Annotated in this window: 15 protein-coding genes; 3 read left to right on the forward strand and 12 right to left on the reverse strand. The window is 53.3% G+C overall.

Features of this window, described 5'->3' with window-relative positions:
• Position 1: 1 nt before the first annotated feature.
• From DG357_RS03250 to DG357_RS03300, 11 genes are all read right to left on the reverse strand, one after another.
• A complete protein-coding gene (locus DG357_RS03250; protein WP_088204602.1) occupies positions 2-496 on the reverse strand; it encodes a Csu type fimbrial protein in 495 nt (164 codons plus the stop codon).
• 178 nt (positions 497-674) lie between these two features.
• Entirely contained in the window at positions 675-1,313 is a 639-nt protein-coding gene (locus DG357_RS03255) for an EAL domain-containing protein (RefSeq protein WP_088204601.1), read from the reverse strand.
• Positions 1,314-1,493: 180 nt separating this feature from the next.
• Positions 1,494-3,785, reverse strand: a complete 2,292-nt coding sequence (gene opgB / locus DG357_RS03260; protein WP_088204671.1) for a phosphatidylglycerol--membrane-oligosaccharide glycerophosphotransferase — start codon at positions 3,783-3,785, stop codon at positions 1,494-1,496.
• A 268-nt stretch (positions 3,786-4,053) separates the two neighbouring features.
• A complete protein-coding gene (locus tag DG357_RS03265; protein ID WP_063438159.1) occupies positions 4,054-4,536 on the reverse strand; it encodes a DUF2501 domain-containing protein in 483 nt (160 codons plus the stop codon).
• Positions 4,537-4,620: 84 nt separating this feature from the next.
• A complete protein-coding gene (gene dnaC / locus DG357_RS03270; protein WP_028015417.1) occupies positions 4,621-5,358 on the reverse strand; it encodes a DNA replication protein DnaC in 738 nt (245 codons plus the stop codon).
• Entirely contained in the window at positions 5,355-5,900 is a 546-nt protein-coding gene (dnaT, locus tag DG357_RS03275) for a primosomal protein DnaT (RefSeq protein ID WP_028015418.1), read from the reverse strand. The genes dnaC and dnaT overlap by 4 nt, the downstream gene beginning before the upstream one ends.
• A gap of 147 nt (positions 5,901-6,047) precedes the next feature.
• A complete protein-coding gene (locus tag DG357_RS03280) occupies positions 6,048-6,476 on the reverse strand; it encodes an organic hydroperoxide resistance protein (protein ID WP_088204600.1) in 429 nt (142 codons plus the stop codon).
• A gap of 84 nt (positions 6,477-6,560) precedes the next feature.
• Entirely contained in the window at positions 6,561-7,013 is a 453-nt protein-coding gene (locus DG357_RS03285; RefSeq protein WP_028015419.1) for a MarR family winged helix-turn-helix transcriptional regulator, read from the reverse strand.
• Positions 7,014-7,054: 41 nt separating this feature from the next.
• Positions 7,055-7,696: a TetR family transcriptional regulator gene (locus tag DG357_RS03290; RefSeq protein ID WP_088204599.1), complete on the reverse strand. Its 642-nt coding sequence runs from the start codon at positions 7,694-7,696 to the stop codon at positions 7,055-7,057.
• Positions 7,697-7,763: 67 nt separating this feature from the next.
• On the reverse strand, positions 7,764-8,237 hold the full coding sequence (locus tag DG357_RS03295; protein WP_041911301.1) for a threonine/serine exporter: 474 nt from the start codon (positions 8,235-8,237) through the stop codon (positions 7,764-7,766).
• Positions 8,228-9,004, reverse strand: a complete 777-nt coding sequence (locus DG357_RS03300) for a threonine/serine exporter family protein (RefSeq protein ID WP_028015422.1) — start codon at positions 9,002-9,004, stop codon at positions 8,228-8,230. The genes DG357_RS03295 and DG357_RS03300 overlap by 10 nt, the downstream gene beginning before the upstream one ends.
• A gap of 408 nt (positions 9,005-9,412) precedes the next feature.
• Between DG357_RS03300 and DG357_RS03305 the strand changes: the two genes are divergently transcribed.
• Together DG357_RS03305 and bglJ are read left to right on the forward strand one after the other, a co-directional pair.
• Positions 9,413-10,150 carry a helix-turn-helix transcriptional regulator gene (locus tag DG357_RS03305; protein WP_041911300.1) on the forward strand — a complete coding sequence of 246 codons (738 nt, stop codon included), beginning with the start codon at positions 9,413-9,415 and terminating at the stop codon, positions 10,148-10,150.
• Positions 10,147-10,782, forward strand: coding sequence for a DNA-binding transcriptional activator BglJ (gene bglJ, locus DG357_RS03310; RefSeq protein ID WP_041911299.1), 636 nt, complete (start codon positions 10,147-10,149; stop codon positions 10,780-10,782). Before DG357_RS03305 ends, bglJ begins: the two co-directional genes overlap by 4 nt.
• 43 nt (positions 10,783-10,825) lie before the next feature.
• Here bglJ and DG357_RS03315 read toward each other — a convergent pair whose 3' ends face one another.
• Positions 10,826-11,284: a YbaK/EbsC family protein gene (locus DG357_RS03315; protein WP_023331967.1), complete on the reverse strand. Its 459-nt coding sequence runs from the start codon at positions 11,282-11,284 to the stop codon at positions 10,826-10,828.
• A 328-nt stretch (positions 11,285-11,612) separates the two neighbouring features.
• Between DG357_RS03315 and DG357_RS03320 the strand changes: the two genes are divergently transcribed.
• Positions 11,613-12,959: a PTS sugar transporter subunit IIC gene (locus DG357_RS03320; RefSeq protein WP_028015425.1), complete on the forward strand. Its 1,347-nt coding sequence runs from the start codon at positions 11,613-11,615 to the stop codon at positions 12,957-12,959.
• Positions 12,960-12,962 lie beyond the last annotated feature (3 nt).

A 12,962-nucleotide genomic window follows, 5' to 3' on the forward strand; every position in this document is an offset into this window, starting at 1 on the left:
ATCAGTACTCCAGGTTTAACGTGATATCGTCGCTGTAGTTCCCTGCCTGGGCGGTTGTCAGCGCCCCGGCGTCAATGACGCCATACAGCGTTTCTTCCTGTTCCGCACCGTTGCCGGTATCGTCCAGACCAGTCGTCTCGTTGATTTGCTTCTGTTTGCCTTCGTCAGCAAAGAGTTTCCACGCAATCTTCTGCGCCCCGGTTTCGCCGTTTTCCGGCTTCAGCCAGAAGGTGCCGCTTTCGCCGTCGGGGCTGGTGGCGGTGAGGGTGAACGGCGTGCCGTTGGTACAGACGATATCGACCTGCGTTTTGGCCAGGATTTCGCTCGACTCATCGGAGCCGTGACGCGAGAAGTTGAGGTCGTTGGCTTTGAGGGTGCACGACTTCACGACCTCAAGTGATACATGCATCGTCGCGCTTGCGGTACTGTCTGCGGCGATCGCAGCAGCAGGAAGCAGGAGCGCGGAACAACATACAGCGGTGGGAATAATTTTCATGATCTTATTTCCTGACGTGAGTAACAGTGCAATTACAAAGCGAATGACTGAGCGTCCAGCAGGCAGCGTTTTTGATGGCATTCCGCCAGGGTATGGCAGCAAAAAGTGGGGCAAGGCCATAAGCAGGCGTTGCCGCGCAGAACGATGACCCGATCGCCAGCATTCAAAATGAAAGGGGTCATTTTCTCCCCCACAGATAGCCCTGGCCGTAATCGGCCGCGCTCGCGCAGGCCAGCGCGAAATCACCCGCGGTTTCGATGCCTTCGATCAGCACCTTGCTGGCGACGCGCTTGCACTCGCGGGTGAGATGCAGAAACTTCGCCTGCTCGGTCCGTCCGTTCCAGAAGGTATGTTTGTCAATTTTGATGCCGCAGAAGCGGATCTGGCTGGTCAGCAGGTCGGGAAGTAGGTCTTCGCAGACATCGTCTGCCCACACTTCTATCCCCCACTGATGGAGCGTCGCGATGCATTTCCTCAGCGCCTGGCTTTGCGTAACGTCGAGTTGGACCATCGTATGGAGATCGGTGATCTCGATAGCAAGTTTCTCCGGGCACGGGGTTTCTTCTTTTAGCCTGTCGAGGAAGTCCGTTTCCAGCAGTAAATCCGATGCTGCATTGAGGTAATACTTGTCGCCATCCTTGCAAAACATGGCGTGACGAAGCTGCGCAAAGAAGTGCGCTTTACGCTGCGTCGCCGACATCGAGCCAAAGTAATCTTCAAGATTGACGTTGGGCTTTGCCGTGGACAATACCTCCCAGGCAATCACATTTTCAGTGCGCAGTGCCCAGATGGATTCGAACTTATAGCCGGTTAGCATGATAAACGTGCGTAACGCTCCGTGGTGATTTAAGGAGCTTGGAATTTTACGGATATGGATTTTGGCGGGATATTTATAGATTAAAATGGCTGATATAAAGTGTTTTAATCTAATTTATAAGAATATTATAGGATTATTTATTTTCATAAGCGCCCGGCAGAACGCCGGGCGCGACGCGTCTTAACCCGCTTTGCTGACGATTTTGATTTCGACCATGCCGATCCCGAGCTGGCGCGGTGAATGGCCGAGAATATTTCCTTCATTGGTGGACTGCGGGTCTGGCGGCACAATCACCAGGGTACTGCTGCGCGATGGATTCTCAAAATGCAGGGTGTGAGTGCTTACGTCATTTCCAAGCGTAAGCGTCTGCTCTTGATCGCCCACGCGCACCGGTACAGGTTTATTCGCGTTAGGCCCGTACGCCCTGGCCGTGATCACCAGATCAAATTGCTCCGGCAGCGGATGGGTGTACTCAATTTTCACCTCGTTACCCAGCTGCGCGTTTGACCAGCGTCCCCACGACTCCGGACGGGAGATGCCGCTAAACTGCTTCACCTCTTCGGGCGCGCCGGCCACGTTAAAGATAAAGCTGTCCGCTTTATAGCGGATGTCGTTGTCGACGATTTTCAGCATGTCGATGTTGTGCTGATAGCGAGCCGTATCAATCACCGTATCTTTAAAGGCAGTTTTGCCTTTCCACTGGGCTTTGTCGACATGCTGCACGGTTTGCTCCCCGCCAAGCTGGCCCTGAGAGACGCACCAGTCCGTAGAGAGCGCCAGCGGCTGCGACCAGAGCTGACCCATTTTGTAACACCGGTCAATCCAGACGAAGTTATCGCGAGGGGCGAAATCGGCCAGCTGGAAGCGCAGCGGTGCGGAATACTCGCTTTCCGGCAGCGGTTCGACGCGACTATCCGACACGCGCACCAGCAGCGGCAGGCGGAAATTGCTGCCGGAGAAGGCAACGGTGTTTTTATCCCGATCGACGGTGAAGTCTTTCATCTCTTTCGGGAAATTCCACAGGCGGATGATGTCGGGCTTCCAGGCGAGGATTTTCTCCTTCATGTTGAGGAACACTTCCGACAGGGATTGCCCCGACAGCGTGCTGCGCCCGAGGCCAATAAAGTTGTCGCCCCCCAGAATGTCCAGCACGGTTGCGCCGTTATCCATGGAGTTGCGTTTGGTGGCGATTAACTCCTGCTGCGGCTGGTCGCCGCGCAGCACGAAGAACAGGTTGCTGCGATCCTGCTTGCTGAGCTGGTCCCACGCGCTGTTTTTCATCGCCAGATGGTCAGACGATACGACGATGACGGTGTTTTTAAACCAGGGCGAGGCTTTGATTTTCTCGACCAGCGCGGCGATGTGCTCCTGGCTACAGGTCACGGCGCTGAAAGACTTGTTGTTTTTGCCGTCCACGTCATAGCTTTTTCGCTTACAGGTGCGCGAGACGAACCCGTCCGGATGGTGCGTATCTACCGTCAGCGCAAAGAGAGAAAAACGCTTCCCGGCACGGGAAAGTTCCTCGAATTTCTTCCAGGTTTCGTCCAGCACCGTATCGTCATAGAAGCCCCAGTCGTTGCGGTAGGTGGGATCGGCAACCGTCGTTTTTAACTCTTCTGAGCCATACAGGTGGTCAAAACCGTGGGATTTCAGGAACACATCTTTTCCGGCAAAGCGCAGGTTTGCTCCCTGCATAAAGTAGTTTTCATAGCCGGAGTTTTTCAGGATATCGCCCAGGCAAATATTCTGCGGGAAGAACGTCGACATCGAGGCGGAGGCGTTGCCTTCAAAAGGTGCGAACAGCGGGATACCGCACTGGGAGGCCACCATCCCGGCGATAGTGTAATCCGTGCCGGGTAACTGCATGGTGTGGCTGAAATCGAGGCCTTCGTTTTTCAGCGCGCCCAGTTCCGGCGTGAGGTTCGGAAACGCATCGTTATCAAAGTAGGTGCGCTCCAGGCTTTCACCGTAGATGTAGACCAGGTTGAGCTTCGGGTTGGCGATCGTTTTCGACGGCTCTTTATAGTAGGCCACGAAGTCCGGATCGCCGTCGCGCGACTGGGATTTTACAAGCTCGGTGATCTGATGAAACGCGGGGCTGGCGTCGACGGAGGCCAGCGCCAGGAAAAGCGCCAGCAGGCTGTAGCCATGATGGTGAGGAAGATGGCGACGGCGGCGCAGCACCCAGGCGAGCGCGCCGAAAATCGTCACCAGCGCCACGATCAGTCCCAGCCCCGGAAGGATGTATTTACCTACTCCCGCGCCCGTCAGGCTGTTCGTCAGGGTGTAGAGCACAGCATCGTTAATGCCGTCGCCGGTGAAGTAATCGCTGGCGTATAAGGTAATGTTTAAAACGATAAAAATGCCGAGCACCACCAGCGTGGCGATAAACCACCAGGTGTTACGGCCGGCTTTCCAGGCATAAACGCCGACGGAAGCCAGAAAAAGGATAAGAGAGATGAATTCTGACAACAGCATATCCTCATGACGCCAGGTGCTTCGCTGGCTAACTGTTTATTTTTGGTAAGACAATGTAATGGCGATGTCGTTTAGCTGCAATTTTAGTGTCACGAAAGTGTGCTGTTGTTAGGATTTGGTTTATAAAATCGTTTTTATGAGGATGGTCGCATCCTGACAAACGGACGCTGAGACGGTGGCAGGTAGGAAAAACGCTCGTTTAACGCCGCGATGCAAGCCTATCGCATTAAACGCGGCGTGTTGTGGCAGAAAATGGGGCGGATCAGGAGATGAAATTAACGCCTTGTTTCAGCACCAGATCGCAGGCTTTGGTTTTCACCTGTTTTGCCAGGGCGGAGTTGCCGAGGGTGCTCAGGTTAAGCTGTTGGCCGTTTTGCGCGTTAAGCAGGCCCTGAATGCCGTCCATATAGCTGGTATCCGCTTTTTGCTCCTGCGTGTCGAGACCCAGTTTACCCAGCACCTGGTTTTTCACGTTTTGCGCGTCGGTCACCGAGGCCAGCTTTTGCTTAGCGCAATATTCCAGAATCCCCGCCGCGTTGTTCATCGTGTCCGCGCTCAGGCTCTGGGAACTGTTGCTCAGCAGGCTGGTGAGAGAAGAGGCCGAGAGCCCGCCCTGGGCGCTGCTGCTCTCTTTGGTCAGCTCATTCGCGGCGCTTGACAGGGACTCCTGCCACGAAGCCGCTTGTGCTGCGCCGGTAACCAGCAGCGCGCCTAAAAAGGTGCTGATAAGAATCTGTTTTTTCATAATGGCTTTCTCAAAAAGGTCCGTTTTGGGCCGGAAGGGGTTCCAGTATATACCTGCGCCCTGCTGGCGATTCCTGGAACTGTCTTAATACTCTTTGCCGGTGACGCGGCTGCGGTAACTGTCCCAGTCGAAAATGACATACAGACTGTTGCCCAGCTTCATGCGGTCCATGACGCGTTCACCCAGTAAGCGGGTCATCTCGTCAATGTTGTGGTTCGTCAGCATCCCGGTGGGACGTTTGGACGAAGAGCGGCGATCGACTATCTGGTTAATGATGACCTTTTCATAACGGGATTCGGTCTGAACGCCAATCTCGTCGATGACCAGTAGATCGACATTGCTCAGATCGTTAAGAAGCTGCTCTTCGCTGGTTTCACGGTTGCTGAAGGTGTCTTTCATGGCGGACATGATATCGGCCACGGTGATGATGAGGACCGATTTACCGCGCAGAAGCAGTTCGTTGCAGATGGCGGCCGCGAGGTGGTTTTTACCTGTGCCCGGCTTGCCGCTAAAAATGAAGCTGGCGATATTGCCGTCAAATTCATCCACGTACTGACGCGCGGCGGCGAGCGCGTTCATCTGCCCGCTGGTCTCAATTTTATAGTTATCAAACGAGCAGTTCTGATGCAGGGGACGAATACCGGAGCGGTTAAAGGTGCGCTGCATTTTCATTGCCCGGTTTTCGCGGGCGAGCGCGGCGGCACGAATTTTACCTTGCTCCTTTTGCCACGCCAGCAGCTCTTCACCCGTGGTGAAGGCGGGCTTCACGTTGGCTGGCATCATCTTTTGCAGACGTTTCATCAGGTCGCCGACGTTCTTCATTTCGCACCTCGGAATCCACTTGGGATCTGTTTATCCGGTTCTGAAAACGTGTTGATATCGCGCTTAGGCTGGCCATTGTTACTGGCGCGGGTAATTTGAAGATGACGCGCGAGCTTTTGCTGCCACTGAATGTGGGTGAACACTTTGCCTTCCGCCTGCCACCAGGCGATAAACGCGGCGAGCTCTTCCGCGGTGGCTGGCTGAGTTAACGCAATGCCCCACAATGCTGCCTGCCGCTGAAAATCTGCGTCAGGCTGCCAGCCCGCGTACAGGACAAATTTGCCCATCGGAACGGTTAGCGGGGTATTAACCGGTTCTTCAAAAAACTGGTTATCCAGCGTGACGTCGCTTGCCGGACGTGACATCTGCGCTTCGATCTCCAGAAGCTGCGCCAGACGTTCCGGCGTGATTGCGTAAAACGCCGGCGCGTTGTCGGCAAAAACCGCAACCGTGCCGCCTTCGGCGTGGGTCAACACACCGCGTGGGTCGCGCATAAAGGCATCAATGCCAGCAATGCTGGTGGTCAGAATTCTGGAGGACATAACGCTTACTCAACTGATTACTACGGGCGTGATATGGGCTTATGGTAGCACAGAGAGGGGAGGGGATGGAGGGGATTTCCCCGGTGGCGCTGCGCTTACCGGGGCTACAGTCGTAGGCCTGAAAAGCGCAGCGCCATCAGGCAGTTATCACGCGATAATATTCAGGATCACGTCGATGTTGCCACGGGTCGCGTTAGAGTACGGGCAAACGATATGCGCCGCATCGACCAGCTTTTTGGCTTCCGCAGGATCCATACCTTCAACGTGGATATTCAGTTTTGCTTCGATACCAAAACCGGTCGGCAGCGGGCCGATACCCACTTCGCCTTCAATAAACGCCTCTTTTGGCAGGGTAAATTTGTCGCGAGTCGCCACAAACTTCATCGCGCCCAGGAAGCAGGCAGAGTAACCCGCAGCAAACAGCTGCTCAGGGTTCGTGACTTCTCCACCCATACCGCCCATCTCTTTGGGCACGCCCAGTTTAACGTCCAGAACTCCATCGGAAGAGGTCGCGCGGCCGTCACGGCCCCCGGTTGCTTTTGCTTTGGCGGTATAAACAACTTTTTCTAAAGACATGGCAGGTTCCTCATCTTACTTTTGTATGTGCTATTAAATAGCGTGCGATGTATATGGGTAAATAAAAACGCGTAAAGTATAGCCTTACGCGCGTTGAATCTGTTGTCGTAAAAGTTCCAACTGCTGCTTGAGCGCCAGCATGGTGTCGGTATCACACTGTGCGGCGCACCCCACCGCGTGAGGGATACCCAGTGCCTGCTGCTGAAGTTCACGTCCGGCTTCAGTCAGCGTGACGGCGACCTGACGTTCATCTTTACGCGAGCGGTGGCGGTTGATTAGCCCTGCGCTTTCCAGACGCTTCAGAAGCGGCGTCAGCGTTGCGGAGTCAAGGAACAGCCGTTCACCGATGTCCGACACCGTCACGTCATCCTGCTCCCACAGCACCAGCATCACCAGATATTGCGGGTATGTCAGGTTTAGCGGCGCCAGCAGTTGCCGGTACAGCTTATTAAGCGCCAGATTTGCTGAATAGAGGGCAAAACAGAGCTGGTTATCCAGCAGGAGCGCAGCGGTCGTGTCGTTCGTTTTTGCGTTCATGAAATGAATATAGATTGTGCGCGATTTAATTGCAAGCAATTTTAGGGGCAGGTATAACGCAGCGCCACCTGAACGGCCATTTTACGGTAGTGCTGGCGCTGGGCCTGCTCGTCTGCACCCTCTTCAAACAGCAGGGTGAAGGTGTAGCTGTTGGCAACGTAGTGAAAGCTGAAGCTGCTGATCAGACGGTGAAGGTCGCGGGCGTCAACCGTCTGGCTGAAAAGCTGTTTTTCTTTGCCCCGACGCAGGATACCTTCCAGCAGGTCGAGCGCGCTGCGGTTGACCTGCCGCAGATAGTTTGACTGCTGCATGAAACGGCCGCGCTGCATGTTTTCCATGCAGATAATGCGGATGTAATCCGGGTGGCCGGCATGATAGTCAAAGGTGGCTTCAACCAGATGGACCAGCGCTTCGACGGGAGGCATATCCGCCAGGCTAAGCGCCTTTTCACTGGCACGAATTTGGGTGTAAACGTACTCCAGGACGAGCAGGTAGAGATTTTCTTTGTTTTTAAAATGGTAAACGACCATGCGTTTGGTGGTACCTGCTTTCTCCGCGATCTGCTCCATGCGGGCGCCGTTCAGTCCAAATTCGGCAAACAGCGCGATAGCGCTCTGAAAAATTTTCTCTTTCAGGCTCGATTCTTCACTGTGATCGGGGTGTTCGCTGCCAGAGTTAGCCACATCCTTTCCTTATTTTTACCAAACGGACCAGAAAGATTATCTCCACGGCAGCGAAATAACACAAATATCAAACGCGCGGGCGTTTGCGGTAGAGCCATAGCCCGGGTATCGACAGCCCGATAGAGAGCGCACCGACGATGGAGGACGCCTTAAGAAAGTTGCTAAGGAGAAGGATCATCTGCGGCTCGGTGTAGCCAAAATGGCTGATTTTCACCGCGGAAATCATCGCCGTATAGGCAGATATGCCGGGGAACATCGGGATAACGGCGGCGACGGTGAACACTTTCGGATGCGCCAGATACCAGCGCGACCACTGAATACCGATGCTGCCGACCAGCATAGAGGCGATAAACGTCGACCATTCGATGTTAAAGCCCGCCGTCATCATCACCATTCGCGAGCCGTGGCCAATTGCGCCCAGCAGCGCACACCACGGCAGAGCGCGTTGCGGAACGTTAAATACCATCGCAAAGCCGACGGCAGGAATGGCCGCCAGGGCCATGTCCTGTGCCAGCGCCAGCAGAAAATCTATCACGCCCATCCTCGTAACCCCCACAGCGTCATCGCCATCACCACGCCGATGCAGGTCGCCAGCGTCAGCAGGCTGGCGATAGCCCAGCGTGCCAGCCCGGTATTGATGTGCCCTTTAAACATGTCGGCAACGGCGTTAATCAGCGGGAAGCCCGGCACCAGCAGAAGCACGCTGGCGGCCATCGCAATCGTCGGGGTAGCGGCAAACTGCGGCAGGCGCAGCAGCAGGCCAGACACCGTAGTGGCAACAAACGCGGTAATGCAGAAGTTAATTTGTGGGTGCAGCTGCCGGTGCGTCAGCAGCTGGCGCACGTACATGGCGATGCTGCTGGCGAAAAAGGTGACGATCGCGCCGTCCCAGCCGCCTTTATTGAGCTTACAAAAACAGGCGCATGACAGCCCCACCATGAGCACGACCAGCCAGCGTGGATAACGTAATGGCTTGATTTGGTTAAAACGTTTTTCAATCTCCTTGAGATCGAGAAGCTTATGCTCAGCCAGGATGACGATGTGCTGGACCTCGGTTACAACGTGCATATTAATGCCGCGGTCGTGGTTTTTACGGGTGGACGTAAGACACTGCCCGTCTTTAATGGTGGTCAGCACAATGGCGTTGGACGAGATAGCGCTCTCAACGCTGTCCATCCCCAGCGCCAGCCCCAGCCGGGTTGAAAGCTCCTCGACCAGCGCGCTTTCCGCGCCGTGCTGGAGCAGAAAAAGACCGCACTGAATACAGAGCCGCGTGATAGCACGCTGCGTTGACCGATCTGCCTGCATGTATTATCCCGAAGATAAGGTGAATAGTTGCCGGTTGGCCCGTAATGCCTACTTTTAGCATAAAGTGCAGTGGCTCTTGCTGTGGGTCAGATCAAGGTTTATGCAAACAGTTACCCCCCTCGTCACGACGACTTACAGGATTAATTTATTAATACGCTGAATTATTAATTTGAAATAATAAAATATTTGTATTTAGAAATTCTAATTTTATTTTGTTGTTATTTTAATGTCTGCACAATTAAATTGATTTGCGCTTTGTGAGATATTAGCGCTGTTTTAGGCATTTCCTAAACTAAGAACATATCTCATCTTCTGCTTGTATTAATCTTTTTATACTCAGGGAAGAAAATATTTATACCTTGGTGCGTTTTACATGACGCACCGAAGGAAAATGGACACGGAGGGTCTATGTTGTCGTTGCCTGGTAAGCATGGCGTTGTCATTAGCCGGATACCCGTCATGCAGAATGGGTTAGGGGACGTGATGGCACGTCATTTCCCCGATTTTGAATTGACCTACTGCCGCTCACTGCAGGAGTTAACCCTGCTTCAGTTGCGCCGCGCAGATGTGATTATCGCCGACGTTTCAGGCGAATACAGGAACCCACGGGGTACGCTCGAAGAGTATTACCGCTTACTGAACCAGTACCGGGAAATCCACTGGATCTTTTTGGTCTCCCGGCCGTTTTACCCTATTGCCGTTGAGCTGCTTATGCGGCCGGAAAGCACGCTGCTTTCTGATATGGAACCTATCGAAGGTGTCGTTAACGCTATCCGGGCAGGGAGTGAACGCGCAGAACGGATAAGCCAGACGTTATTAACCCCAGAACCTGAGGAAAGTGAGGATGACGACGAACACTTTATTGCGCTCACGCACTCAGAACGTAAGGTGCTTCGCCTGTTAGGCAAAGGGTGGGGGATTAACCAAATCGCTACGTTGCTTAAAAAGAGCAATAAAACGATCAGTGCGCAGAAAAACAGTGCGATGCGAAGGCTCTCATTGCGGAGTAATGCCGATATGTACGCCTGGATCAACAGTACACAGGGAATGAGAGAGCTGAGTTTAATGTCAGCCTATGGAGAGTTCGAGGAATGGAAAAAACCGATTCAACAAGACATATCGCCATCATCGAAAATTGCTCGATGAGTGCGGTCGGGCTGCAGCATCTTTTTACGCAGCCTGAACTCAGCCAATATCAACTGCACCTGTTTAATGATTTTGATGGCTTTAAGAAAGCACTGCAACACGTGAATTTTTTCTCGCTGATCTATTCGCTTTCCGATGCGCGAGAAGAACGACGTAACTGCCTGGCGCATCTGCGGGATCTCGCGTTTACGCATAGCCATATTCAGCGCATTATCCTGGTCTCGGATGAGATGGAGGCGAGATTGATTAGCCATCTTTCGCCTTCACGTCTTCACGGTGTGGTCAGTAAATCGGTGACCCTTGAACACCTGCTGAAGGAGTTAGTGGTATTGTTGAGCGAAACGCTGCGCATTAATGACAATATGCTTAACCACTGGTACTGCAGTCAGAACCGGATGTTAAGCCCAACGGAAAGAGCAATTTTACGTTATATGTCATGCGGATATTCCATTCCCGAAATCGCGGCGCAGCTTGAACGCAATATCAAGACTATTCGCGCGCATAAGTTTAATGCGATGGTGAAGCTAGGGGTGAATTCTGACGTAGGATTGCTTGATGCAGCGGATATTCTTACCCATCTTCCGGTTAGAGAACCGCGAACTGTGGGGCTAAGCAAACCGACATTTTTGTAACCTGTGCCTTTTGCGCGCCAGATATGCCCTGGCGCGTCGTCATTCAGATGCACACATCAACCCACTTTGCTGAAGTCAGCTCTGCCATTCTGTCCGGAGAAATACGTACGGCACTATGGATAGCGCCAGCGGCGGGGAGCACTTCAGCGTATTGTTTTAAAGAGATATCGCAGTAAACCGCAAGTGGGTTTTCAAGCCCAAACGGGCAGACGCCACCAACGGGATGACCCGTCACGGTAACCACTTCATCACTGCTGAGCATGCGTGCTTTCGCGCCAAACGTGTCTTTCAGTTTTTTGTTATCCAGACGCGCATCACCCTTCGCCACTACCAGAATCACCTCATTTTTAACCTTCAACGATAGGGTTTTGGCGATTTGTCCCGGCTCTACACGGTGGGCGGCAGCAGCCAGCGCAACGGTAGCCGTACTCTGGCTAAGTTCTATTACCTCTATTTCCGGCGCGTTGTCGGCAAAAAACTGCTGTACGGACTGCAAACTCATTGTTTCCTCCTGACAAATATCCTGCGTAATCTGTCATAAGAATTTATGCTCTGTAAATATCTCTTAAGTAACAAATATCCCGGATGGCTGATTTCTGGATCCTCTTCACAATCACAGAAACCGGTTACAGTAACCGGTTGCAGAGCGTGATGCGTAGATTAATACTGAGTATGTAACGTCCCCTGTATCCAATAATAAGAGCCAATTATGAAACCATTTCGTCTGAGCAGTACCGCTGGTACGCAAGCCAGCAAGGTTGTGAAGCTGATTTATGGAACAACGTGCGGCGCGAGCGCGCCTGTAATAAACGTCTGACAGGAGATCAACCATGTCTGCCAACCATGCTGCGTTTAATCTGATATTCCGTTTCGTTGAAAATTACGTGAGCCCGATCGCCGGGCGGATCTCGTCCCAGCGTCATGTCATGGCTATCCGTGATGGGTTCATCTCTGCGATGCCGTTCATGATTGTGGGTTCATTTTTATTAGTGTTTGCTTACCCACCGTTTTCGCCTGATACCACCTGGGGTTTCGCGCGCGCCTGGCTGGATATGGCGAAGCAGTTTGAAGGCCAGATCCTGACGCCGTTTGATATGACCATGGGCATTATGTCCATTTATATCTGCGCGGCCATCGCCTATAACCTTGGCAAACATTATGTCAAAACGCACCAGCTGGATCCGTTCATGTGCGCCATGCTGTCGCTGATGGCGTTTCTGCTGGTTGCCGCCCCGAAAACCAAAGGCACGCTTCCCGTCGATAGCCTGGGTGGAACGGGTATTTTTACCGCCATTCTGGTGGCGATTTACTGCGTTGAAATGATGCGTTTCCTGAAGGCGCATAACATCGGTATTCGCCTGCCGGACCAGGTGCCGCCGATGATCAAAAACTCCTTTGATCTGCTGATCCCGGTGCTGGTGGTGGTGTTAACGCTTTATCCGCTGAGCCTGGTGATTCAGTCTCAGTTTGACATGCTGATCCCGCAGGCAATTATGTCCATCTTCAAGCCCCTTGTTTCCGCGGCGGATTCACTGCCCGCGATCCTGCTGGCGGTGTTGATTGGCCACCTGCTGTGGTTCGCCGGGATCCACGGGGCGGCTATTGTCTCCGGGATGCTGCAGATGTTCTGGCTGACTAACCTCGGAGCGAACCAGACCGCGCTGGCCGCCGGCCATCCTCTGCCACATATTTTTATGGAAGCCTTCTGGACGTTCTTCATCGTGATTGGCGGGTCGGGTGCAACGATGGGTCTGGTGATTTGCTATCTGCGCAGCCGTTCAGCGCATTTACGCTCTATTGGCCGATTGAGCGTGGTGCCCAGCTTCTTCAACATCAACGAACCCGTTATCTTCGGTACGCCGATTGTAATGAACCCGGTGTTCTTTATTCCGTTCCTGCTAGCCCCGATGGTTAACGCCGTGCTGGCCTGGGCGGCGATGACGTTTGATCTGATTGGTCGTGTTATTTCAGTGGTTCCCTGGACGGCACCGGCGCCGATAGGCGCAGCATGGGCCCTGGGCTGGGATTTCCGCGCGGCTATCCTGGTTGTGGTTCTGGCCTGCGTGTCGGCAATCATCTACTACCCGTTCTTCAAGGTGTACGAGAAGCAGCTGCTGGAGCAGGAAGCGGAAGAAGCACAGCGTAATGGGGAAGAGGACAATCAGCAGGTGGCTTAAAGA

Source organism: Enterobacter bugandensis, assembly GCF_900324475.1.
GTDB lineage: Bacteria > Pseudomonadota > Gammaproteobacteria > Enterobacterales > Enterobacteriaceae > Enterobacter > Enterobacter bugandensis.

Bases quoted from the DNA above. Each gene is read 5' to 3' on its own strand.
- DG357_RS03250 (WP_088204602.1), bottom strand. From the start codon at position 496: ATGAAAATTATTCCCACCGCTGTATGTTGTTCCGCGCTCCTGCTTCCT.
- DG357_RS03255 (WP_088204601.1), bottom strand. From the start codon at position 1,313: ATGCTAACCGGCTATAAGTTCGAATCCATCTGGGCACTGCGCACTGAA.
- DG357_RS03265 (WP_063438159.1), bottom strand. From the start codon at position 4,536: ATGAAAAAACAGATTCTTATCAGCACCTTTTTAGGCGCGCTGCTGGTT.
- dnaC (WP_028015417.1), bottom strand. From the start codon at position 5,358: ATGAAGAACGTCGGCGACCTGATGAAACGTCTGCAAAAGATGATGCCA.
- dnaT (WP_028015418.1), bottom strand. From the start codon at position 5,900: ATGTCCTCCAGAATTCTGACCACCAGCATTGCTGGCATTGATGCCTTT.
- DG357_RS03280 (WP_088204600.1), bottom strand. From the start codon at position 6,476: ATGTCTTTAGAAAAAGTTGTTTATACCGCCAAAGCAAAAGCAACCGGG.
- DG357_RS03285 (WP_028015419.1), bottom strand. From the start codon at position 7,013: ATGAACGCAAAAACGAACGACACGACCGCTGCGCTCCTGCTGGATAAC.
- DG357_RS03295 (WP_041911301.1), bottom strand. From the start codon at position 8,237: ATGGGCGTGATAGATTTTCTGCTGGCGCTGGCACAGGACATGGCCCTG.
- DG357_RS03300 (WP_028015422.1), bottom strand. From the start codon at position 9,004: ATGCAGGCAGATCGGTCAACGCAGCGTGCTATCACGCGGCTCTGTATT.
- DG357_RS03305 (WP_041911300.1), top strand. From the start codon at position 9,413: ATGTTGTCGTTGCCTGGTAAGCATGGCGTTGTCATTAGCCGGATACCC.
- bglJ (WP_041911299.1), top strand. From the start codon at position 10,147: ATGAGTGCGGTCGGGCTGCAGCATCTTTTTACGCAGCCTGAACTCAGC.
- DG357_RS03315 (WP_023331967.1), bottom strand. From the start codon at position 11,284: ATGAGTTTGCAGTCCGTACAGCAGTTTTTTGCCGACAACGCGCCGGAA.
- DG357_RS03320 (WP_028015425.1), top strand. From the start codon at position 11,613: ATGTCTGCCAACCATGCTGCGTTTAATCTGATATTCCGTTTCGTTGAA.